Source organism: Robertmurraya sp. FSL R5-0851 (assembly GCF_038002965.1).
Taxonomy (GTDB): Bacteria; Bacillota; Bacilli; order Bacillales; family Cytobacillaceae; genus Robertmurraya_A; species Robertmurraya_A beringensis.
This window is the reverse complement of sequence record NZ_JBBOOE010000001.1, coordinates 1450113-1470462: the sequence shown is the minus strand read 5'-3', so window position 1 is coordinate 1470462 and position 20350 is coordinate 1450113. Positions and strand designations below refer to the sequence as shown.

The following is a 20350-nucleotide window of genomic DNA, read 5'->3' as shown; positions in this document are numbered from 1 at the left end:
AAATAAAAAAATGCAAAAAGCGCCTTACTATTAAGTAAGACGCTTACGCCAATCAAATTAGTCGTTTACAACTTCTTTTCCTTTGTATGTTCCACAAGCTTTACATACACGGTGAGCAAGTTTCATTTCACCACAGTTTGGGCATGCTACCATACCAGGTACTTGTAGTTTAAAGTGAGTACGACGCTTTCTTTTCGCAGTTTTAGATGTTCTTCTAAAAGGTACAGCCATTCTTCCCACCTCCTTAAAGAGTATTAAGAAAGTTATGAAGTCCAAGTTTCCTCGAGCTTCAAATGTTTCTTGTCTTCTTCACATTCATTGTGAAGAAGGATCATTTTGATCCAGTAATTTCGCAAGTCCTGCTAGACGAGGATCAATCTTATCCTGCTTCTCCTGTTCATGAATAACTTCCCAATCTTTACCCGATTGAGGAGCACCATCCGTCCCAGTGTAGTCTTCACAAAATACTTGCATAGGCACTTCTAGCAAAAGGATTTCTTGTATGACCGGTAAAAGATCAATCACTTCACCTTTTACTTGATGAACTTCCTCTTCAAGCTCATAATCGAGTCCTTTTAAGAGGAAAGTTTCTGTTGTTTCGACATCAATTGGAAAATTCACGTCAACTAACGTACGAGAACAAGGCAACACGAGATAACCCTTTATTTTTAAATGAAAGGTTACTTTTGACGAATCTATATCAGCTCGTCCCGTCACACGAATTGGTGATACGCGACGTATGGTTGGATCAATCTTTATAATCTCTTCCATATTAACTGTTTCATCGACAGGAAAGTCCTTGCTTCGATATTTTTGTAACTGACTTAATGTCCATTTCATACGAATCACCTCAAGGCAACAAAGGTAATTATAGCTTTCATATAATTATTTGTCAATATTTTTTCTTTACACTATAATGTAGACATTAAACACTGTTTTTAATCGTAAAAAAGCATTATTTGCTTATTATCTTTATTTTTCACAATAAAATCAAGGAGTTTTTTATGAAGGCTGTTGGAGTAGTAGTTGAGTACAACCCATTTCATAACGGACATTTCTACCATGTAGAACAATCAAAGATATTGTCAGGTGCTGATGTGGTCATTGCTGTCATGAGCGGTCCCTTTTTACAACGTGGAGAACCTGCCCTATTATCAAAGTGGCAACGCGCTAAGATGGCTTTATTAGGTGGAGTTGATATTGTCTTTGAACTTCCTTACGCTTTTGCCACACAAAAGGCAGAGATTTTTGCTCGTGGAGCGATTGACATTTTAGCTGCTTCAGGTTGTGATTATGTCTGCTTTGGTAGCGAATCGGGTCATTTAGAAGACTTTTATTCTACACTAAATTTTATAAATACCCATCAAGAAACGTTTGACCATCATATCAAAAAGAATATGGATGAGGGAATGAGCTATCCAAGAGCAACTTCTTCCGCTTTCCAAGAGCTTAGACCCTCCAGTCAGATGATGGACCTTTCAAAACCAAACAATATTCTTGGCTTTCAATATATTCGAGCAATTGAAGAATTAAACCTAAGCTTAACACCGCTTACGGTAGCCAGAAAAAATGCGGATTATCATGATCAAGAATTATCGTCCACCCATATTGCAAGTGCAACAAGCATTCGTAAATCTATCTTTACGAATAATGGACAATTGGATGAACTTTCTTCTTATGTCCCTAACACAACCTACACTGAACTTGTGGACTATAAAAGACAGTTCGGGCAATTTCTTCAATGGGAAAACTTTTGGCCACTTCTTCAGTATCGTTTATTAACAACTGATCAAAATGATCTTGCTAAAATTTACGAAGTAGAAGAAGGCATTGAAAATCGAATCTTACAACTGGTTGAAAAAGCTAGTTCATTTTCTGAGTTTATGACGTTGCTAAAAACAAAAAGATATACATGGACACGTTTGCAACGGCTTTGCGTTCATATTCTAACAAATACAAGTAAAGAGCAAATACGAGACCTGAGCGACCGTGCTAGCTATCTATGCCTACTCGGGATGACAGATTTGGGAAGGCAGTATTTAAACAAGTGGAAAAAGCACAGTAGCCTACCAATTGTCTCAAGACTTGCCTCCTACAAAGGAAAAGAGATTGAGCTTGATATTAAGGCGGCTAAAACATATGCACTCGGATTCGAGAAAGCCTATCGTCACATTGCTTTATCCTTAGACTATAAGAGTGCGCCTATGTTCATTACAAAAAAAGAAGAATAGCTCGGGAGGCTATTCTTCTTTTTGCTTTAATGCTTCTAAATACGTTATTGCATCTTCAAATGTATTAATTGGAACGATTTTCATCTTTGTATCAATATCCTTTGCCGTTTGGACAGCTGCTAAGTAGTTTGAATTCGCAGCCCCATCTTCATTTGGGGCAAAGAAAATTTCAGCATCTGCTTTATCTGCAGCAATTACCTTTTGTTCAATGCCTCCGATACGTCCGACTGTTCCGTTTACATCGATTGTTCCTGTCCCTGCGATATTGTATCCTTTAGTTAAATCCTCTTTTACCAATTGATTATATATTTCTAGAGAGAACATGAGTCCCGCTGAAGGGCCTCCAATATCACTCGTCTCAACTGTAACCTCTGGATCCACAATAATTTCTTTATCATCCACTAAACCAATTCCTACACCAACCTTTGTTTGATCAGCTTCAAATGCTTTTAATGGAAGAGTAACATTTTCTTCTTTCTCATTACGTTCAAAATATAAAGTGATTGTATCCCCTGCTTGTTTATCACCTACATAGGTAATAAACTCTTCTGAAGATTTAAAGTTAAGTTCATCTACTTGAAAAATACGATCACCAGGCTCTAATTGCCCCATCGCAGGCATTCCATCCATTACACTTAATACATAAACTCCATTATATTCAAATGAAATCGGTTTATTCGCTTTTTTATAAGCTACCTCAATAGCTGCAAGCTTAGAGGTTGACATTGAATGCAACTGCCTAACTTTATATTCTTCATCGCTTTCTTCTTCCGCTCGAATGGCTGATAGAGGATAGATTTCTTGGTACTCACTGATTTTTGCTAACAAATACGTATATATATTTGCTTGCCCCATGACAACCGTAGTAAGCATGAAGCTCCCTTCTTCCTTGTACCCACCTTCCACCTCAATAATAGGTTCGAGTTCCTTTGCCATTCCGGGCTTTGTTATATAATAGGGTAGTGAAAAAAAGGCGCCGACTAGTAAAGCGATGGCTATTGTATATAGTACAGCACGCCCGATCCATTTTTTGTTCATTTTATTCTAGTACCCCTTCCAATTACTTAGCAGCTCTTTTATCTTCGGTACGGTTTTTAGAGCCTCTTCTTCACCAATTGCAATAATCTCTTCGATATTTGTAAACGCGCGAGAATTAAACATTTGTACAGGAGGACGAATCATAATATCAGACTTTACTTCCCGATTTGAAACGAGCTCCATTTGCATAATGTCAATACTTTGCATAATCACATCATAAATTGTTGTAATTTCTGCTGTGGATTTTACTGGACTAACATCAACCGCAACAATAATATCTGCACCCATATCTTCCACGACAGAAACCGGAATTCGATCAACAACGCCCCCGTCTACAAGTAAGCGACCATTATGCTTTTCTGGCACAAAGATTCCAGGAATAGAGATGCTAGCCCGTACTGCATCAGCTATTGGGCCCTGCCTGAAAACGACCTTTTCACCAGTCATTAAATCAGTCGCTATCACTGCAACAGGGATGTCTAATTCTTCAATATTTTTTCCATGAGTAAATACTCGGATAAGCTCCTTTACTCGTTTTCCAGCAACAAAGCCCATCTTGGGTACAGTATAATCTAAATAATATTTTCTTTTAAATGCTTTAGAAAGCTTATATAGCCTCTCTACATCTAATCCTGCACCATAAAAACAGCCGACAAGTGCCCCCATGCTGCTTCCAGCAACAAAATCGATAGGGATTCCTTCAGCTTGTAACACTTTAATTACACCTAAATGGGCAAAGCCTCTTGCCCCACCAGAACCAAGTGCTAATCCAATTTTCGGACGAGACAAGTACTCCTCCCCCTTTAAAAAGATTGTGTTACACATTCTAATCTTATGGTCTATTTTCATTTTGTATGAGTATATTGATTTATGAGGACAAGACCTATTAAAGAAATCCGTATTTGTAACCTTCCATGTAGGGGTCCCCACTTTTCTCATATTTTATCACTTCTTTCCATACTTGCACAGTAAGTTCACCTTCAAGGGAGGATATAGGTGTGTTTCGATCGAGACTAAAAACCGTAGTATTAGCACTATCCGTAACATTAATGGCCATTTCGTTGATAGCATTCCCACAAGAATCTGTTGATGCATCAATTCGTGGCTTAGACATGTGGTGGGAGATTGTCTTTCCTTCTTTGCTTCCTTTTTTTATCGTTTCAGAAATGCTTATAGGTTTTGGAGTTGTTAAGTTTATCGGAGTATTATTAGAGCCCCTGATGCGCCCACTATTTAAAGTACCTGGTGTAGGAGGCTTTGTTTGGGCAATGGGGATGGCATCTGGATACCCTTCAGGAGCTAAACTCACTGCTAGATTAAGACAGGAAGGACAATTAACTAAAATAGAAGCAGAAAGATTAGTTTCCTTTACGAATTGCTCTAACCCCCTCTTTATATTTGGAGCTGTTTCCATTGGTTTTTTTGGAAATGCAAAACTCGGCTTTCTATTGGCATTAGCGCACTATTTAGGCAATATTACGGTTGGGTTAATTATGAGATTTTACGGAAATGACACGGAGGAGAAAAAACGTACCAAGGAGCAAAAATTCTCTATTACTCTCGCATTAAGAGAATTGCATCGTACAAGATTGAAAGAACAGAGACCTTTAGGCCGTATGCTCGGTGATGCCGTTATGTCATCTGTGCAGACATTACTTATGATTGGCGGATTTATCATATTATTTTCAGTGATAAACAAGCTTTTGTTCCATCTACACATCACCGCTTTTTTAGGACAGTTTGTTGAATTTATCCTTGTAAGCTTGCATTTACCCGATGTATTAAGCATTCCATATATTTCTGGATTGTTTGAGATTACCTTGGGAAGTCAGCTAACTAGTCAGGTTCAGGAAGCAACCCTTATGCAACAAGCGGTTATTACTAGTTTTATACTTGCCTTTAGCGGATTTAGTGTACAGGCACAAGTAGCAAGTATCACCTCTCAAACCGATATTGCGTTTAAGCCTTTTTTTATTGCTCGTATTATGCATGGTTTTTTTGCTGCAATATATGCCTTTTTGCTATGGGGAACCGTTTATGAAGGACTGGCAAAAAGTGATCAGCCCTCAAACGCCATACCCGTGTCTGTCCTAGAAACAGGATCTTGGGCTTTAAACACGTACTCTTACCTAGCACAAATCGGTCCACTCGTGACCATTGTTTCTCTAGTAATCTATATTTTTGTTTATACAAGAAGATTAAATGTAAAATGAAAACGAGCACTTCTAGGTGCTCGTTTTCTTATGTATTTATTTGACTGTGTTCTTCTCCATTAGTGCTTTTTCTACTAGAGGTGGAACCAATTCAGATATTTTCCCTTTGTATTTTGCTACTTCTTTTACAATGCTTGAGCTTAAGAAAGAATACTGACTATTCGTCATGATAAAGAATGTCTCAATTTGGTCATTTAAAACTCTATTCATACTAGTGATTTGCATTTCATATTCAAAGTCCGAAACGGCTCGTAATCCACGAATAATGGCACTTGCCCCGACTGAACTAGCATAATCCACAAGTAACCCCTGAAATGAGTCGACCTTCACATTCGGCAAGTGCTTTGTGACTTCTCGGATCATTTCCGTACGTTCTTCAACTGAAAATAAAGGTTTTTTAGATGAATTACTTAAGACTACGACAAAAACCTCGTCAAATACTTTAGCACCTCGTGTAATAATATCTAGATGGCCGTATGTAATCGGGTCAAAACTCCCTGGACAAACAGCAATACTTGCCATAAGATGTCACTCCCTATTCTTCTTCCGATTTAAGTGCATAAATTGAAATAGATATGATCCCATAATTCTCAAATTTCATTTGCTGCAAACTTCCAACCTCAACAGGAAGGACAACATCCTTTGAGTGTTCACAAACAATAATTCCATTATTCGTAAGGAGTTTTTCATTTTGTATGGTTTCAAGCAAGTGCTCAAGTTGTTGTTTCTTATATGGAGGATCAAGAAAAATATAGTCAAACTTGATCTCCCTTTTCATTATTGCTTTTAAAGCTCGATCCGCATCGTTTCTATATACTTCTGATTGATCTAATAACCCACATGTTTGTAGGTTCTCCTTAATTGTAGCTATTGCCTTTCCATCACGATCGACAAAAATTACGTTTTCTACTCCGCGACTCAGCGCTTCAATCCCAAGACTACCGCTACCAGCAAATAAATCCAGTCCTATTCCACCATTGAAATAAGGCCCTATGATATTAAAAATCGATTCTTTCACTTTATCTGTAGTAGGTCTTGTTGAGTTTCCAGGAACCGCTTTCAATGCTATCCCTTTATATTCACCAGATACAACCCTCATTGTCTCACCACTATCAATTCATAATCATGTAAATTTCCTTCTTATCCTATCATAATGTCCTTATGAAGCCAATAGTTGTAACTTATAAAGAAAATATCGTTTTTTCGTGTATATCCATCCAAGGAGTGGAAATAATGTAAATAACAACATCTATTCGAGATGTTGTTGCCAACCGCGGAGAAGACTTACGTTTCCCCATAAGTTCTTCCTCCGGTTTCTCCTCTCCCTTTGCCTTCTATCCAGTAGGATATAGAAGGACCCTGCAGAAAATTTTCTGCAGGGTTTTCTTTTTTTAATGGGTTGATTCCTTCAGATAAACCGTATTCTCATCCTCATCAATCTGTATGTTAAACAATGAGGTTAACCATTGATAATCAATATAAATGGTATCATTAATCATCGTCAGTGGATTTTCTAACAGTCCATAGTCTTCTTCATTATAAATAAAGATATTTTGATTAACGTAAAAGCGATAACTATTTAGTCCCTTTGTAAGCAATAAGGTCTCATGATCAGAAAGAACCTTTACTTGAAAACCTAGGGATGATAACGTCTCCTCAAATGGGAAAAGTTTTTGATCTCCCATATAAATAATGTGAAGATTCTTCTGAACTTTACCCTTTACAGAAATATTTCTCTTTTCTAAGAAATATAACGGAATCAATTTCGTGTCTTCATTTTTATTTTCATCAAAGAAGCTTGTTCGTTTCCCCATTACACCTGCAAGTACTTCATCTAAATATGGAGGAGTATAAAGTGTTTCCTCTGACAAAAACGTTTGGAGATAGCTCTCTAACTCCTTTTCAGTCAGCTTCGATTTTAATTCTTGGATTGCTTGATTACTTTTAGAAATTTGGCTTTCCATGTTTAATAACAAGGACACATGAAGATCAACTAACCAGCTTTGTTCCATCGGAAGATTCTCAAACTTTAATTTTAATAATGAGTAAAGTAGTTTCTTTTCTATCATTTCTGGTTTTATGTTTGGACGAGTAATCATTATTCCGTTGCCATTGCCCTCTTGTAGCTCGTTGGTTATTATCACAGATACATGAGGTCTGTTAGAGATCTGCTTTAAGGAGTTAAATATTGGGTGAAGATTTCCCTCCTCCTCGGAGTAAAATAGACTCTCGGCATTCGCCGAGTTAGATGGTACAAGGATTTTCTTGTACCATTTTTATTTGATTCCTCCTACTTTTAGTAGGGGGATGTTTCACGTTTTATAAGAAGAATTGGAAATTCCTCAGTGAAATTTTGTTGATTTTTTTGTCGAAAATACTTGACTTTTTGAAAACACCACAATAATCGCCGGCGAAGGGATTTATTTCCTTATAAACCGTGAATTGGGGTGTTGAGGTGAAGCCAACTGTCGTTAGTCATGAAGATTACCAAAACTTCGTTTTAGAACAATTAAGAAAGCATTACTCTGGTAACGTCCTTACTATTGTAAATAATGATTGGCCCATTATTTACAAGTTATGGATCACTGACCTTTCTCAGATTACCTCGTGGCTTCGGAGCTCTTATTCGAATAAAGGTCCGGAGCCTCGTGATCCGTCTTCTATGATGCGCTCTTACCTTTTGCTTCTTTTGGCTAAACCAACTCTCAGTATTACTGAATGGGTTGATGAATTGTATCGAGTGCCTTTCTATGCCATCATGAGTGGCTTTGAACCGGGGAAAGTTCCTGGTATAGGGACTTTCTACGATTTTTTCCACCGTTTATGGGGAAGGGATAACGCTAATATAAAACCCAATATCAAACCGAAACGCCAAAAAAAGAAAAAGAAGAAACCCAAGAAAGGCGAAAAAGCGTCCCCATCAAGTCCAGGTATAGTTAGAAAGTTAATCGATCGTTTTTTTCGTTATGATGCTAAGAAAAAAGTGCTGCCAAGCGATCGATTATTTGAATTATTTCAATCTCAATTTCTCCATGTATCAGCGAACCTAGGCTTACTCGGAGACTTGGACGCTCTAGGGGTTGTCGGAGACGGTACCCCGATTGAAACGGCTAGATTTCCAAGAAGCAAGCGTACTTGTGAATGCAGTGCCCAAGGACTAACGAATTGTAACCATCCTCGTCATTATTCCCAACCTGACATCGACTCAGGGTGGGACAGTTCACGGGAACGCTACTTCAACGGATACCATCTCTACATGTTATCCACTAGCGACAGTCGATACGACCTACCCTTGTATCCAAGACTTCAACCAGCTTCCCGGCATGATTCTGTCAGTCTTGTTGCCAGTTCTATTGAATTTTCGCAACGCACTACCTTGGGCACAATTGGTAAGATTCTCTTGGATGCTGCTCATGATGCGGAACCTATTTATGAATTGCTAGATCATTATAATATCGAGCCTTTCATTGATCTGAATGTTCGAACCAAGAAAAATTTCAGCACTGAAAGCGATATACAAATATCTCCCGAAGGGACACCAATTTGTTCTGCAGGGTTAAAAATGAAGCCCAATGGTTTTGATAAATCCAAAAACCGGCAGAAATGGAGATGTCCACTCGCATGCGGCACAAAAATTACTTGTGAGAATCCCTGTTCTAAAGCTAAATACGGTCGAACATTTCATACATTCCGGAAGGACAACCTTCGGTTGTTTACTAAGACTCCGAGAACGTCTGAAAAGTGGAAGCTAACTTATAAGCGTCGTACATCTGTAGAACGGTCGAACAAACGTGAAAAGGTTGATTATCATTTAGAATTAGGTCGTCATCGTTCCACGAAAATGTGGTACATTCGGACTTATGCCATTATGATGTGCCAACATATTGATGCTTGGTACGACGTTAAAAAAGAAAAGCTGAATCTCGAAAATGTCATTTTTAAAAAGTCTGCTTAATCATTTTTAAAAATTTTATAAGCAAGGCTTATTTGGTATGCATTTTTTTGAAAAAGGAAATGAAAAAAAGGAATTTTCATCGAATCGAAGCTAATTTCCAGTTATTTTTTTACAAATCCCATAAAAATGACTTAGTTATTCCGAGAGTCTATTAAATCATAAGCTTGCTGTCGACTTCTTCTTGTAATAAAGAATCAGCCTGCCAATAAAGGGAGGGATTAGCTAATTGGCCCTCAAATACATAATAATCAATAAGATCAAGCTTTTTGTTTCCTTTTAAGGGAATACCCATTACCCATGTTCCATTTCTTTTTGTTGAATCGATAAGCTCGACCTTTGTTTCAGTCACTTGTACATTTGAAAACGAAGCTAACCATTGATTAAAAAGAAAGGCTTTTTCATTTACTTTTATCGGTAGTGTGAATTGTATTTGGATATTTCCTTTACTATCAGGTTTAAGTGATGTTTCACTTTCTTCCTGTCTTCCACATTCACTTCCATCCTCAAGAAGACATTTCCAGGAAATTACTTCACTAGGAAGTACAAAAGGAATTTCCTTTTTTCCTGTAAGACCACTTAGCTTTTGCGTGATTACTAATATGTCTGTTTCTGTTTGAATAGAAATCCTTTGATTCGCATTCTCCATGTCAGCAGGCTGTTCAAGTTCTTTTGAATAGGCATCCCATTGCCAAAATAACAAGCCACTGATAACAGCTGATAATATGATAAAAAATGTGAACGGTATCTTCCACATATCCATTCCCCTTGTTAAAATCTCTTAAATCTCTTACCATTACAATAGCAGATAGAGAGAATCACGTCACACAGTATTTTTGAAAGAAATACGAAATTTGACTTAGTTCGACACCACTCTGCAAGTCCATATACAAAAAAAGGAGGTCATTTCATTGATCCAGAGGTTTATTGAATTAGGAGAGGGCTATTCAGATATATACGAGTTACTAGAAATTGCTAAAGCAAATAAACATCGACTCATGCATTTCATGGCGTTACATACAGAAATAAATAAAAGATCAGTCACTTCATTAGTCGTTGTTTTAAAGCCCACTGATCCTGGCAACTTCCAACCACTGTATGTTTGTCGTGAAGGAATTCCGAATCCACATGTGACAAAAAACAAGCGTTTTGAGTTATTTGAAAAGTTAGCTAGTGAATATAGGAAAGAAATTATTCAATTTGATGTAAAACCTTCTACTGATTTTTCGGAAAAGGAATTATTCTATCAATATATAATAGGCATCTTGCGTTTAAATCATTATATCGCTCCACTACAATAAAAGATCAGGAGGTTATCCCCTCCTGATCTTTTATATTCCCATTTTATAGTCGTATTCCTTTGCCTTATCTGGTCTCGAATTCTCGTATTCAACCTTTAAGAAAGGTTTAAAGGATGGCTCGACTTTTTTAACAAAGGAGTAGCTTTTTATTTTTTCCATGACTGTTTCCGTTTCATCTTGATTGCAATATAAGACCACGTACTTCAATCTTTTTGATACGTAATGAACATTCCCAAATTTGCGAAGCATTTTCGCTTGCTTAAGAGAAAATAGCCATACAATAATTCCTTGACGTTGACCTAGCATCGCTTTACTCCTTTTTAATTACACAATTGTCTTTTTATTCTAACACATACATGGGCATAAAAAAAGCATAGGAATTCTCCTATGCTTACAGTTAATTTATGAACATCCACAGCTACCGCCTGTGCTGCAACCTCCACCACAACTTGATTCAAAGAAAGGATTTCCGGTTGGAACTTTAATAAAGTCAGAAACTGACCGACCTATAAGTACACTTATTTCATCAAGAAGTGCTTGTAGATCATTCTCCGCTTTTTTGAATTCAGCTACATTAAGGTCGAGATCGACTTCTCTCTTCAAGTTGCGGATTTCCATCATGACAGTTTTATAGTCAGGATGGTATCTTCCAAAACGTTCCACCTCTTCATAACGATCCTTCATTTGTATGAACGCTTTAATTTTGTTTTGTGTTTCTCTATCTTTTTTTACATTATTCAAGCATATATTATAAGCCTCAACGACGGTTGACTCTAGCACCATTGAAGCCAATTCCTCTGCATACTCTAGAATTTCTATAGTTTCTGATGTAGCAAGCAATCCGCTCACCTCCGATTCATATTTTACCATGAATGAGCGAAGAAATGAACTTTTTACATCCTACCTTATGAGAACTTCAAAATCTTTTATCATATCTTCTTGTTTTTGATTTTTTTCAACTACTTGTAATTGAATTTGGTGAGAGCCTTTTGAAAGCCCTTTAATAATAAAGGCAGCTGTTGTTACTACTTTTTTCTGTTTCCCATCCACAGAGACAATTAAGCTCGTATTACGATTGGTAAATGAAATATCAGGAATAAAACACTCAACGTAAACATTATTTCTCTTCACATGATGCTGAACTGTAAATGAATGTTCCGATTTCATTCCTAATACGACCACATCATTTTCTGCTCGTACAGTGTGCATAGGAACAATAGATATTTCTTTTTTCACTTCAGGATCTGGGATATCTTTATGACAAGCATTTAACATAAGTCCAATCAGAAAAACACATACCATTTTCTTTACCAACTTTGCTGCCCCCAATCACACAATTTTACATATTTTGTGCAATTATCAGCAAGCTTAGTCAAAAATCCAACCAAAAAGCCTTCAAACTCTTGTAAAGTGAAGGCTGCTTATTGGTTACTATTCATGGCTTGAAACATGCTCATCATCATATTCGCCATTTGCACACTATGATTGAGTTGCTCCACACGATGAGGAATGGTCTTTTTATAATGGTGTAATGCTGAAATTTCAAAGCTTTGTATGTCATGTGGATTTCTTCCTAGCTTTCTGTACCAAATGGGCTGTTCCCTTAAGAATTGTTTTAATTGCGGTTGCATACGTAAATACTCATTAATTTCTTCTCTCATCTAATAGCCCCCTTCTAATCTTGTCTAAAGTGAAACGGATGTGACGGTGGGCTTACATTTTTTTTAGGTGGATTTGGGCTACTATTCCCTCCTTGTAGGGAGGAAATCACACCTTGAATCGCACCTAAGGCAGAACTAATACTCACGATATGATGTTGAAGCTGGTTTGGATCCATATTCCTTACAGCACCTAGTACCGTTGACATCCAGTCCTTTTTAGATGATTCTTCCGTTGAAGTTTCTTTTGTAGATTCCGTTGATTGGCTACGATGATCATCAGTTCCATCTTCTTTAGAATCCTCCTCACCGAATAGATACCATTCCTCGTATAACTCTTGCCAAGTATTTGTCCCGCTTCTAACCTGCTTAATAAGTTCAGGGTGGGCTCGAACATACTCCTTGAACTTTTGTACGGAAGGATGTAGTTGCTTTTTGGCCATTTTATTTCACCTCAACATAAACGAATGCCTATAATACGATATGAAAAAAAGAAAAATATGTGCACCAAAGATTTCATGATAAAATGGAAAGGATAGGAAAGATAAAGGGAGGGATATAATGGGATAACACCACGTTTATCTCTAGCCTTTTGCAAATGGAACGGAAAATATCGGATGATGATTGTGAAATAACCATTCCTATTTCTCCACTTTTATATAATACTTTGCATATTGTACATGGAGGAATGACCGCAACTTTGCTTGATACAGCAATGGGTGTATTAGCAAATTCACTTGTCCCTGAAGGGTATGGTGCCGTCACAACTCAGTTGAATATAAATTATATTGCCGCTGGAATTGGAGAACATATGGTCTGTACAGCGAAAATGGAACATAAAGGCTCAAAAACACTCGTATTATCCGCAGAAATTCACCGTTCAGATGGTGTTAAGATAGCCATTGGGACAGGTAGTTTTCTTGTCATTGAAAAAAAAATATAGGGTGAACCCACTTGGTAACTGCCATTGTAATACCTATCATTATTATTTATTTTTATCTTATTTCAAAGCGTGAGTTACAATCTCATACGGAGCAATGGTTAGCATTAGAGCAAGTATATGAAGAAGCAATTGTAACAGGAAAGATTCATCAAATAAATATAACAAAAGAACGTTTTTATTATCATCGATATATACATATAGTCAAACTCACACTTATTCATAACGGGACAACAACTGTTGTCTCAAAGATTACTCCAATTGTAAAAGGGAAAGTCCTTACCAATGATTTCGAGATCGGAGTTGAAGTGCGAGTGTACGGTAATTGGAAGGAAGGTCATTTTCGATTTGGTAGATATGATATACTTTAAAGTAAAAAAAGGAGCACTCAGCTCCTTTTTGTCATTCTTTCCAAGCTTGGATAAAGTTTTGCGTGTAATACTTTTTATACACACCTACTCCGATATGGGTAAAGTCTTCGTTTAATAAGCTTTCCCGGTGACCTTTACTATTTAACCAGCCTTCCATAACTGCTGGAGCATCCGCATAGTTTGCGGCAATATTCTCACCAGCTACCTGATAAAAAACTTCCCCGGCCTCTAAGCGATCGGTGAGCTCGCCGAACTTTTCAGATGTATGCGAAAAAGTATTGCTTTCTTCCATATCCTTGCTATGTCCATAGGCTACTGTTGCCGTTTTCTCGTCCCACTGTAAGCTAGCCAGTCCAAATCTCATTCTCATAATATTTGTAATATCATATATTTGTTTTTCATTTGCATCCTCTACTTTTTCATCTGGTACCATCTCATCTGGTTCAATCTCTTGCAACTCACCAAAATAAACCAGTTCATATGGTCTTAGCTTCAATAAAGTTTCTGCATCCATTACCCTAAAACTAGATAATGTAGCCGTAAATTTATCAATATAGAGTTGAACGAAAATATCCCCCATTTTCAACAATGGCCTTGTATTTAGATCCGATTCTGATAATTCAAATTGATAGGAACTCCCCTCAAAATCTAACCCTATTTCTGTTTCTACATAACTAGAAGAAAAGATTTCATCTACATGTTGGCCTATCTTAAAGGGACTTATATTCACTTCCGAACCGATGGCATAAACGGTTACTACCTTCCCGTCTTTCACACCAATCTGAGAATAATTTGCAGGGTCTGCATTATAAATCCACCAATCAAACCCATAATAAGTCTGATCTACTCTGTTAGGTTGGCCTAGGTTTTCCTCTAAGGTTTCTTTAGACATTCCGATATAAGTAGAAACTCCGTCCGTTGGTCTTTCAGAGTTTGTTCCTTCATCGCTCGAATTATTTGAAATGTCCTGGTTACTTCCTTTCTTTTGCGTACCGTCTTCTACGAGTATCTCCTCGTCACCATTTTGAATATTTAAATAAAATACAATTCCTAAGATTGCAGTAATCAATATCAATATTCTTCCTAAACTTCTCAGAGGCCATCCTCCTCTCTATCATTCTTTCTATCATTGTATGCAAGCATTATATAAATAGTATAGTATTTCATAGAAAATAAAATAGGATAATAAAGTAGTTATTATCTTATTATACTCTACCAGGCTCTGTACATAAATAAAATAAAGACACCAAAAGGTGCCTTTATTAATGCATGTCAGAAGAAGTATGTTCGGAAATGTCAGATAAGGCCTTACCGGCTTGATAGTCGGTGATCTTTTCAACAGCCAAATCCCCTAGAGCTACTATTCCAACTAGTTTTTTTCCTTCTGTTACTGGAAGACGTCGAATTTGATGCTTGGCCATTAATTCAGCTGCCTCTCTAGCAGTTGTTTCAGGTGATACCGTTATAATCTGCTTACTCATGATATCTTCGACTTTTGTCGAACCAGGATGTTTTTCAGCAACACCTCTAACGACAATATCACGATCGGTAATCATTCCGATTAACTTATCACCATCGACAATTGGAATCGCACCTACGTTTAGCTCTTTCATTTTAAGTGCGACCTCGTACACATTATCAAGAAGCGTGCAGCATTCGACTTCCTTAGTCATCAACTCATTTATGGTCTTCATCCTGAGCCCTCCTAAAAAATATCATCAGTTTTATCGTTCCCTTTTGTATGGTCAACTATTCCGCAGTGTATATGAGAAAACATATGTTACTTTTGTGAACGTTCTCATTGCAACTTCCTATAATTTCTACTATTATTAAAAATGAAGAATTTATCGTTACATATTGAACATTTCAGTTTCAAGTAGACGGGGATCGTGTTTGTAGGAGGGAAAATAATGAAGTTTGAAAATGTAGGTCTTGAGAGCGTAAAAGCAGATTTAAATCGTTTAGACGAAGTGATGCTTGATCATGGGTTAGTTCGTGAAGGACAATGGGACTATGAAAGAGTAACATACGACCGTAAGTTTATCCTAAAAGAAGGAACTTTCTATCTTCGTGTATTCGGATATGCTGTAGAAGGTGATGTTGGAGCACACAAAGCAACCGTTCAATTAATGACACCGCTATTAGGAAAGCATTATTATCCACACGGTGTAGAATACGGTGAAGGTGAAACTTTTCCAAAAGGACTTGTCAGCCAATGCGAAAAGCTTCTAAACGAAGTAAAAGTAGAAGTGGAGAAATTTTCTAAATAAAAAAGACGCATTTTGCGTCTTTTTTATTATCTAAGTTTCACGTCAATATAACTTACTTTATACCCCGTCAACAGGTATACTTCCTCTTGAATTGCAGCCTGTAAATTTTCTATTTTACCGATAATTCCCCTATAATTAATGGCACTTATTCTTAATATAATCCCAACAACACTTTCTTTCAAAATCACTTCATACGTTTGACTTTTTTTGGAATGAAATGGTCCTTGGAAGCAATCAATAATAGGTCCTCTTTTTTTGAATAGGACATAGTCATCGCTTTCATTTATATTAGACTCGACTATTGCTGAAATAATGTTGTGAACGGCTCGATTGCTTTCATTTTGCTCAAACATACTTACCAACATAATCCCTCCTTTTAGGCTCGTCTAATAAACACAACAAACTATTTAAATTCATATTTTTATTATTTTCATTGGTTATTTTATTAAATGCATACTATAATTTAAGTGTTCCGAAATTAACAAATATTTTTTATTTATGGAAGGAGAACAACTTTGTTACTCAGCTTTTTTAAGAAACGGTATTTATTAATTTTTATAGGTGTCTGTATAGCAGCCCTGTTGTTATATCTTATTCTGCCCGTATCTATTCCTTTGATCACTGCATTTATAACAGCATTATTCCTTGACCCTCTCGTACGAATGTTACAAAATCGCACCAAACTTAATCGGAAAGTATCTGTTTTAGTTGTATTTTTGGGCTTCTTACTCTTCGTGGGGGTGACCGGCTATTTCATTGTTACAAAAGTCATTACAGAAGCCATACAAGTTGTTGAATACGCTCCTCAGCTAATAAATGAGATCAATCGGGCTTGGCTAGATACTGAAGAGAAATTAACCTCTGCTGCTAAGGAATTACCGAAGGAAGTAGTAGATGGAATTAGCAACCAGGTACAAACCTTTCTTAATGGAACGAAAAACGATTTAGTAGCTTACGTAAACATCGATAATGTTCGGTCATTGCTTACAAATATACCCAGCTATCTTGTCAGCTTCTTAGTGTATTTGATTGCACTATTTCTTTTCCTATTAGATTTACAAAGGTTAAAAATTTCTTTATATAGCCATTTAACTGAGAAAACAGCTGATAAAGTTAATTTTATGACCTCCCGTCTATCCTTTGTTGTAATCGGATTTTTTAAGGCTCAATTTCTTGTTTCTGTACTCATTTTCTTAGTTACACTAATTGGGTTATTCATTATTACTCCAAAAGTAGCTTTATTAATGGCCACTATCATTTGGATTATAGATTTTATCCCCATCATTGGGTCTATAGTGATCATGGCACCATGGGCATTATTTCATTTCATAACTGGAGATGTAGTGTTAGGTACAAAACTATCTATTTTAGCAGCTATATTGTTAATTATCCGTCGGACGGTCGAGCCGAAAGTGATGGGAACACATATTGGTCTCTCACCATTATCTACTTTAATAGCAATGTACCTTGGTCTTAAGTTGCTAGGAATTCTAGGGTTTATTATTGGCCCTTTACTATTAATCGCATTCAATTCGGCAAAAGAAGCTGGCATTATTAAGCTGAATTTTAAAATTTAAAAAAGCGCAGTCTTCATATTTGAAGTCTGCGCATTTTACATGCATTAAAAGAAATCCGGAAAATATGGACGTAATCTTGGAATTTTCCTTTTAAGCTTCTGTAGATCATCTATGCTTCCTGTAATTTCTCCAAGGTGATACAGCTCATCAGCAGTTTTGTATCCTAACAATAGCGTAGACAATGTTCCTATGCCCATTTGCAACCCAACCTTAGGTGGATGTGCACAAACACTTCCTTCTTTCTCCTTGTAAGCTGTAAAAGAATCATCAGAAAGTAAATACGAACCAATATTCCAACTACAGTATTCATCATTTACATGAATAAATACCTTTTCACCAGTTAACTCGAAGGAGTAGGATTTTAAAAACCCTTCTACATTAACAATTCTAGCCATAAAGTATGGGTGAACATCCGTCTTTTGTTTTGGTTGTTTTAAGTAGTATGGAAATAGGTCATGAGTCGAAGTGGTAACTACTACCTTGTCAATCATGGAGTCATGCTGACAGATAAAATTCCATAGTCCAATGGCTGCCTGATGAGTACAAGTAATAATTTCAATGATTTCCATCTCTTTATTTTTCACTGAATAGACGAGATAACCTTCGTAATCACCATTGTCATTCACATACGCAGCCAAATGGTCCTCACTGTATACGTGGTCTTTCCACCATTTTTGTGTTCGAACAAGCATACCACTATGAGATGCTGCATAAGTCTCATATACTCTTTCAATTTGTGCTCTTTCATCCTTAGGAATGTCTCTTAAAATTTTCCCTTGGTTTGAAGGCAACATATCTAAATCTTTCTTCTCAATCGTTACCTTTTTGTTATCTGCAAAAAGCTCCCAACCGAATCTACGATAAAACTGGACATCAAAAGGGTGAAGAAAGGATATGTATTGCTGTTTCTGATTCATATGTTGTAAGGCTTCAGTAATAAGTTGTTTCACATAGCCGTGACGCCGGTATTCTGGATACGTTGACACTCCAGCTATGCCTCCCATTTGAAATTTGTTATCGTTTATATAAATAGAAAACGGGATAATATGTAATTTTGCAACAAGTTTTTCTCCATCCTTGACCGCAAGAATGTCGTGGGATTTTAGCATCTGTTTTCTTTTAGGGATATCATCCGCACTTACCTTATATTGAAAGGCATACATTGACAATTTCATGGCTTCCTCATAATCATTTTCTGTTAATACAACAAATTCCATCATTCTCACCCCATATCACAACTTCTGTAAAACATATTCAAAAAAAAGCGCCACAATTACTTGTAGCGCTTTTATGCATCATTAAAACCCTAGTATTGCTTTAATAACAGAGGTGGTTTCTCCTCCGTGGTATATGACGTACAATAGCAGGTATACCGCTACACCTGTAATAGCAGTAAAAAACCACACGATGCTAGTAATGGGCCCAAGTTTTCTATGCTTTTCTAGTTGCTTTTTATAGCCTGTATACAACGAAATGATCCCTAATACTGCTCCAACCGTTGCTAATGTAATATGAAAGATCAAAAAGATTGTATAGTAAATTTTAATATCATCTGGTCCACCAAACGCTGTATTACCAATAAAGATGGTTCGGCTAGCATAGATGACAAAGAAGATAATAGCGAATATTCCTGCTAAAAACATCGTTTTTTGATGGGCCTCTATTTTACGTTGCTTGATTTGCCACCATCCAATCGCAACAGTTAGACCACTTAGCACAATAAAGGTTGTACTAATTGTAGGTAAAATAGGTAATGTGAAATCCATTTGTTTCTCCTCTTAAAAACTTATTTTATTTAGTAGGCTCTGGTTGAAAGGTAGTTTGATTTACAGGTAACTCATCAATCGTTTGTTCCTTTCTGAACCAATTAAAGAACACCTGTGCTAAGATCACACCATACACAACCTCTTGTATGACCTTCATGAGCACTCCACCCGTTTGTTGATCCTCAAGCAGCGACATTGAATTAAACATCTCTGGCCCACTTAAATTTAATGAAGCTAGCGTCGTTGATGGAACACATAATTCAAGTGCGCTTGCCCATGCGTTTGGATCAGAAAAAGTAGTATACATCGGTGTATCTGCAAAGATAATTAAAGCACATGCTGGTGTTAATAAAATTCCATCTGCAAAGATATAACCTACCTTTTTCAACCCGTTTAATGTTTCATACTCTTCTAACTCGTTCACTAGTGGCCACCACATACAAATCGCTAATAAAAATAATGCCGAAGTATAGATGGCATGCAACCACATATCTGTTTTTACAATATCAAAAATATTAGGAACGTGGTAGAAAGAAAACACTCCATTAAAAAGAATAAGTGCAATTAGAGGTTTTGTGAAAAATCCAAACAATGGTTTGATGATTGGTTTAGATAATACCGATCTCCACATCCATGGAGGAATTCCATAAATAAATAGAATAGGAATCACTAAGTATAGAATGGCCATTTGGATCATATGAACGTAAAACATTATATGTCCTAACAAATCAATGGGAGATCCCTTCACCACATACAAAAGTACCATAGCTGATGTAAAGCTAATCCATTGTTTTTTAGTTAATACCTCAGATTTTGAAAAGAGAGATCGGTACTTCGTAGTTACGAGAAAATAGGTAGCTAAAAACACAAGTAAAAGGATTAGGAAAAATGGACTCCACAATGCCCTAAATCCAAATATATCAAGCGACAATGACGATCACCTCGTTATTTTTAAGTCAGTTATATTATACCTGATTTGTCTTGCATACTACAACGATTGAGGTTTTCTTCCTATATTTAGCGCAAAAAGAAA

At 36.7% G+C, this 20350-nt stretch carries 27 protein-coding genes; 8 read left to right on the top strand and 19 right to left on the bottom strand.

From position 1 onward, the window contains the following. Positions 1-57: 57 nt before the first annotated feature. Both rpmF and MKX65_RS07670 read right to left on the bottom strand, forming a co-directional pair. Entirely contained in the window at positions 58-231 is a 174-nt protein-coding gene (gene rpmF, locus MKX65_RS07675; RefSeq protein ID WP_023615018.1) for a 50S ribosomal protein L32, read from the bottom strand. A gap of 84 nt (positions 232-315) precedes the next feature. After that, on the bottom strand, positions 316-840 hold the full coding sequence (locus tag MKX65_RS07670; RefSeq protein ID WP_160545690.1) for a YceD family protein: 525 nt from the start codon (positions 838-840) through the stop codon (positions 316-318). A 164-nt stretch (positions 841-1004) separates the two neighbouring features. Here MKX65_RS07670 and MKX65_RS07665 point away from each other — a divergent pair, with 164 nt between their 5' ends. Beyond that, positions 1005-2231, top strand: a complete 1227-nt coding sequence (locus MKX65_RS07665) for a nucleotidyltransferase (RefSeq protein WP_340903105.1) — start codon at positions 1005-1007, stop codon at positions 2229-2231. A gap of 9 nt (positions 2232-2240) precedes the next feature. On the opposite strand, the gene MKX65_RS07660 is transcribed toward MKX65_RS07665, so the two are convergent. Then, entirely contained in the window at positions 2241-3269 is a 1029-nt protein-coding gene (locus tag MKX65_RS07660; RefSeq protein WP_160545692.1) for a SepM family pheromone-processing serine protease, read from the bottom strand. A gap of 6 nt (positions 3270-3275) precedes the next feature. Next, positions 3276-4058, bottom strand: a complete 783-nt coding sequence (locus MKX65_RS07655; protein WP_160545693.1) for a patatin-like phospholipase family protein — start codon at positions 4056-4058, stop codon at positions 3276-3278. Positions 4059-4267: 209 nt separating this feature from the next. Here MKX65_RS07655 and ylbJ point away from each other — a divergent pair, with 209 nt between their 5' ends. Further along, positions 4268-5482, top strand: a complete 1215-nt coding sequence (gene ylbJ / locus MKX65_RS07650; protein ID WP_340903102.1) for a sporulation integral membrane protein YlbJ — start codon at positions 4268-4270, stop codon at positions 5480-5482. Positions 5483-5518: 36 nt separating this feature from the next. Here ylbJ and coaD read toward each other — a convergent pair whose 3' ends face one another. From coaD to MKX65_RS07635, 3 genes are all read right to left on the bottom strand, one after another. Continuing rightward, positions 5519-6004: a pantetheine-phosphate adenylyltransferase gene (gene coaD / locus MKX65_RS07645; RefSeq protein WP_160545694.1), complete on the bottom strand. Its 486-nt coding sequence runs from the start codon at positions 6002-6004 to the stop codon at positions 5519-5521. Between the two features lie 13 nt (positions 6005-6017). After that, the gene (gene rsmD, locus MKX65_RS07640; protein WP_160545695.1) at positions 6018-6581 is read right to left on the bottom strand and encodes a 16S rRNA (guanine(966)-N(2))-methyltransferase RsmD; all 564 of its coding nucleotides are present in this window, start codon (positions 6579-6581) and stop codon (positions 6018-6020) included. A gap of 292 nt (positions 6582-6873) precedes the next feature. Next, positions 6874-7494 (bottom strand): stalk domain-containing protein, encoded by a 621-nt coding sequence (locus MKX65_RS07635; protein WP_340903100.1) that lies wholly within the window; start codon positions 7492-7494, stop codon positions 6874-6876. Positions 7495-7937: 443 nt separating this feature from the next. On the opposite strand from MKX65_RS07635, the gene MKX65_RS07630 reads away from it, so the two are divergent. Beyond that, positions 7938-9437, top strand: coding sequence for a transposase (locus tag MKX65_RS07630; RefSeq protein ID WP_340902990.1), 1500 nt, complete (start codon positions 7938-7940; stop codon positions 9435-9437). Between the two features lie 151 nt (positions 9438-9588). Here the strand turns inward: MKX65_RS07630 and MKX65_RS07625 are convergent, their stop codons facing one another. Further along, complete coding sequence (locus tag MKX65_RS07625) at positions 9589-10191, bottom strand: hypothetical protein (protein WP_340903098.1); 603 nt, start codon at positions 10189-10191, stop codon at positions 9589-9591. Positions 10192-10345: 154 nt separating this feature from the next. Here MKX65_RS07625 and MKX65_RS07620 point away from each other — a divergent pair, with 154 nt between their 5' ends. Next, positions 10346-10735 carry a DUF7147 family protein gene (locus MKX65_RS07620; protein ID WP_160545697.1) on the top strand — a complete coding sequence of 130 codons (390 nt, stop codon included), beginning with the start codon at positions 10346-10348 and terminating at the stop codon, positions 10733-10735. A gap of 30 nt (positions 10736-10765) precedes the next feature. Here the strand turns inward: MKX65_RS07620 and MKX65_RS07615 are convergent, their stop codons facing one another. From MKX65_RS07615 to MKX65_RS07595, 5 genes are all read right to left on the bottom strand, one after another. Beyond that, positions 10766-11041: a YlbG family protein gene (locus MKX65_RS07615; protein ID WP_160545698.1), complete on the bottom strand. Its 276-nt coding sequence runs from the start codon at positions 11039-11041 to the stop codon at positions 10766-10768. A gap of 96 nt (positions 11042-11137) precedes the next feature. Next, positions 11138-11575, bottom strand: a complete 438-nt coding sequence (locus MKX65_RS07610) for a YlbF family regulator (protein WP_340903096.1) — start codon at positions 11573-11575, stop codon at positions 11138-11140. Positions 11576-11635: 60 nt separating this feature from the next. Further along, positions 11636-12049 (bottom strand): hypothetical protein, encoded by a 414-nt coding sequence (locus tag MKX65_RS07605; RefSeq protein WP_340903095.1) that lies wholly within the window; start codon positions 12047-12049, stop codon positions 11636-11638. Between the two features lie 107 nt (positions 12050-12156). Next, positions 12157-12396, bottom strand: a complete 240-nt coding sequence (locus MKX65_RS07600) for a YlbE-like family protein (protein WP_160545701.1) — start codon at positions 12394-12396, stop codon at positions 12157-12159. Between the two features lie 14 nt (positions 12397-12410). Beyond that, positions 12411-12836: a YlbD family protein gene (locus MKX65_RS07595; protein ID WP_160545702.1), complete on the bottom strand. Its 426-nt coding sequence runs from the start codon at positions 12834-12836 to the stop codon at positions 12411-12413. A gap of 137 nt (positions 12837-12973) precedes the next feature. Here MKX65_RS07595 and MKX65_RS07590 point away from each other — a divergent pair, with 137 nt between their 5' ends. Together MKX65_RS07590 and MKX65_RS07585 are read left to right on the top strand one after the other, a co-directional pair. Further along, on the top strand, positions 12974-13336 hold the full coding sequence (locus tag MKX65_RS07590; protein ID WP_340906178.1) for a PaaI family thioesterase: 363 nt from the start codon (positions 12974-12976) through the stop codon (positions 13334-13336). A gap of 11 nt (positions 13337-13347) precedes the next feature. Beyond that, positions 13348-13704, top strand: a complete 357-nt coding sequence (locus tag MKX65_RS07585) for a hypothetical protein (RefSeq protein ID WP_340903093.1) — start codon at positions 13348-13350, stop codon at positions 13702-13704. 31 nt (positions 13705-13735) lie between these two features. On the opposite strand, the gene MKX65_RS07580 is transcribed toward MKX65_RS07585, so the two are convergent. Together MKX65_RS07580 and MKX65_RS07575 are read right to left on the bottom strand one after the other, a co-directional pair. Continuing rightward, positions 13736-14773, bottom strand: a complete 1038-nt coding sequence (locus MKX65_RS07580; RefSeq protein ID WP_340903092.1) for a CAP domain-containing protein — start codon at positions 14771-14773, stop codon at positions 13736-13738. A gap of 193 nt (positions 14774-14966) precedes the next feature. Continuing rightward, entirely contained in the window at positions 14967-15398 is a 432-nt protein-coding gene (locus MKX65_RS07575; protein WP_160545705.1) for a CBS domain-containing protein, read from the bottom strand. Positions 15399-15614: 216 nt separating this feature from the next. Between MKX65_RS07575 and MKX65_RS07570 the strand changes: the two genes are divergently transcribed. Next, on the top strand, positions 15615-15974 hold the full coding sequence (locus tag MKX65_RS07570; RefSeq protein WP_160548586.1) for a YugN family protein: 360 nt from the start codon (positions 15615-15617) through the stop codon (positions 15972-15974). Positions 15975-16000: 26 nt separating this feature from the next. Here MKX65_RS07570 and MKX65_RS07565 read toward each other — a convergent pair whose 3' ends face one another. Further along, on the bottom strand, positions 16001-16339 hold the full coding sequence (locus MKX65_RS07565; protein WP_160548585.1) for a hypothetical protein: 339 nt from the start codon (positions 16337-16339) through the stop codon (positions 16001-16003). A gap of 150 nt (positions 16340-16489) precedes the next feature. Here MKX65_RS07565 and ytvI point away from each other — a divergent pair, with 150 nt between their 5' ends. Continuing rightward, positions 16490-17551, top strand: coding sequence for a sporulation integral membrane protein YtvI (gene ytvI, locus MKX65_RS07560; RefSeq protein ID WP_160548584.1), 1062 nt, complete (start codon positions 16490-16492; stop codon positions 17549-17551). A gap of 44 nt (positions 17552-17595) precedes the next feature. On the opposite strand, the gene MKX65_RS07555 is transcribed toward ytvI, so the two are convergent. The 3 genes from MKX65_RS07555 to ctaG all read right to left on the bottom strand — a co-directional run bounded on the left by MKX65_RS07555 (position 17596) and on the right by ctaG (position 20248). Next, the gene (locus MKX65_RS07555; RefSeq protein WP_340903090.1) at positions 17596-18768 is read right to left on the bottom strand and encodes a GNAT family N-acetyltransferase; all 1173 of its coding nucleotides are present in this window, start codon (positions 18766-18768) and stop codon (positions 17596-17598) included. 81 nt (positions 18769-18849) lie between these two features. Beyond that, on the bottom strand, positions 18850-19317 hold the full coding sequence (locus tag MKX65_RS07550; protein WP_160548581.1) for a DUF420 domain-containing protein: 468 nt from the start codon (positions 19315-19317) through the stop codon (positions 18850-18852). A gap of 25 nt (positions 19318-19342) precedes the next feature. Beyond that, positions 19343-20248 carry a cytochrome c oxidase assembly factor CtaG gene (ctaG, locus tag MKX65_RS07545; protein WP_340903088.1) on the bottom strand — a complete coding sequence of 302 codons (906 nt, stop codon included), beginning with the start codon at positions 20246-20248 and terminating at the stop codon, positions 19343-19345. Positions 20249-20350 lie beyond the last annotated feature (102 nt).

Excerpts from the sequence above, each read along its gene's own strand:
- MKX65_RS07550 (WP_160548581.1), bottom strand. The coding sequence starts at position 19,317 with ATGGATTTCACATTACCTATTTTACCTACAATTAGTACAACCTTTATT.
- MKX65_RS07565 (WP_160548585.1), bottom strand. The coding sequence starts at position 16,339 with ATGTTGGTAAGTATGTTTGAGCAAAATGAAAGCAATCGAGCCGTTCAC.
- MKX65_RS07625 (WP_340903098.1), bottom strand. The coding sequence starts at position 10,191 with ATGTGGAAGATACCGTTCACATTTTTTATCATATTATCAGCTGTTATC.
- MKX65_RS07660 (WP_160545692.1), bottom strand. The coding sequence starts at position 3,269 with ATGAACAAAAAATGGATCGGGCGTGCTGTACTATATACAATAGCCATC.
- MKX65_RS07555 (WP_340903090.1), bottom strand. The coding sequence starts at position 18,768 with ATGGAATTTGTTGTATTAACAGAAAATGATTATGAGGAAGCCATGAAA.
- rsmD (WP_160545695.1), bottom strand. The coding sequence starts at position 6,581 with ATGAGGGTTGTATCTGGTGAATATAAAGGGATAGCATTGAAAGCGGTT.
- coaD (WP_160545694.1), bottom strand. The coding sequence starts at position 6,004 with ATGGCAAGTATTGCTGTTTGTCCAGGGAGTTTTGACCCGATTACATAC.
- MKX65_RS07570 (WP_160548586.1), top strand. The coding sequence starts at position 15,615 with ATGAAGTTTGAAAATGTAGGTCTTGAGAGCGTAAAAGCAGATTTAAAT.
- MKX65_RS07575 (WP_160545705.1), bottom strand. The coding sequence starts at position 15,398 with ATGAAGACCATAAATGAGTTGATGACTAAGGAAGTCGAATGCTGCACG.
- MKX65_RS07595 (WP_160545702.1), bottom strand. The coding sequence starts at position 12,836 with ATGGCCAAAAAGCAACTACATCCTTCCGTACAAAAGTTCAAGGAGTAT.
- MKX65_RS07600 (WP_160545701.1), bottom strand. The coding sequence starts at position 12,396 with ATGAGAGAAGAAATTAATGAGTATTTACGTATGCAACCGCAATTAAAA.
- rpmF (WP_023615018.1), bottom strand. The coding sequence starts at position 231 with ATGGCTGTACCTTTTAGAAGAACATCTAAAACTGCGAAAAGAAAGCGT.
- MKX65_RS07670 (WP_160545690.1), bottom strand. The coding sequence starts at position 840 with ATGAAATGGACATTAAGTCAGTTACAAAAATATCGAAGCAAGGACTTT.
- MKX65_RS07635 (WP_340903100.1), bottom strand. The coding sequence starts at position 7,494 with ATGGAACAAAGCTGGTTAGTTGATCTTCATGTGTCCTTGTTATTAAAC.
- MKX65_RS07665 (WP_340903105.1), top strand. The coding sequence starts at position 1,005 with ATGAAGGCTGTTGGAGTAGTAGTTGAGTACAACCCATTTCATAACGGA.
- MKX65_RS07615 (WP_160545698.1), bottom strand. The coding sequence starts at position 11,041 with ATGCTAGGTCAACGTCAAGGAATTATTGTATGGCTATTTTCTCTTAAG.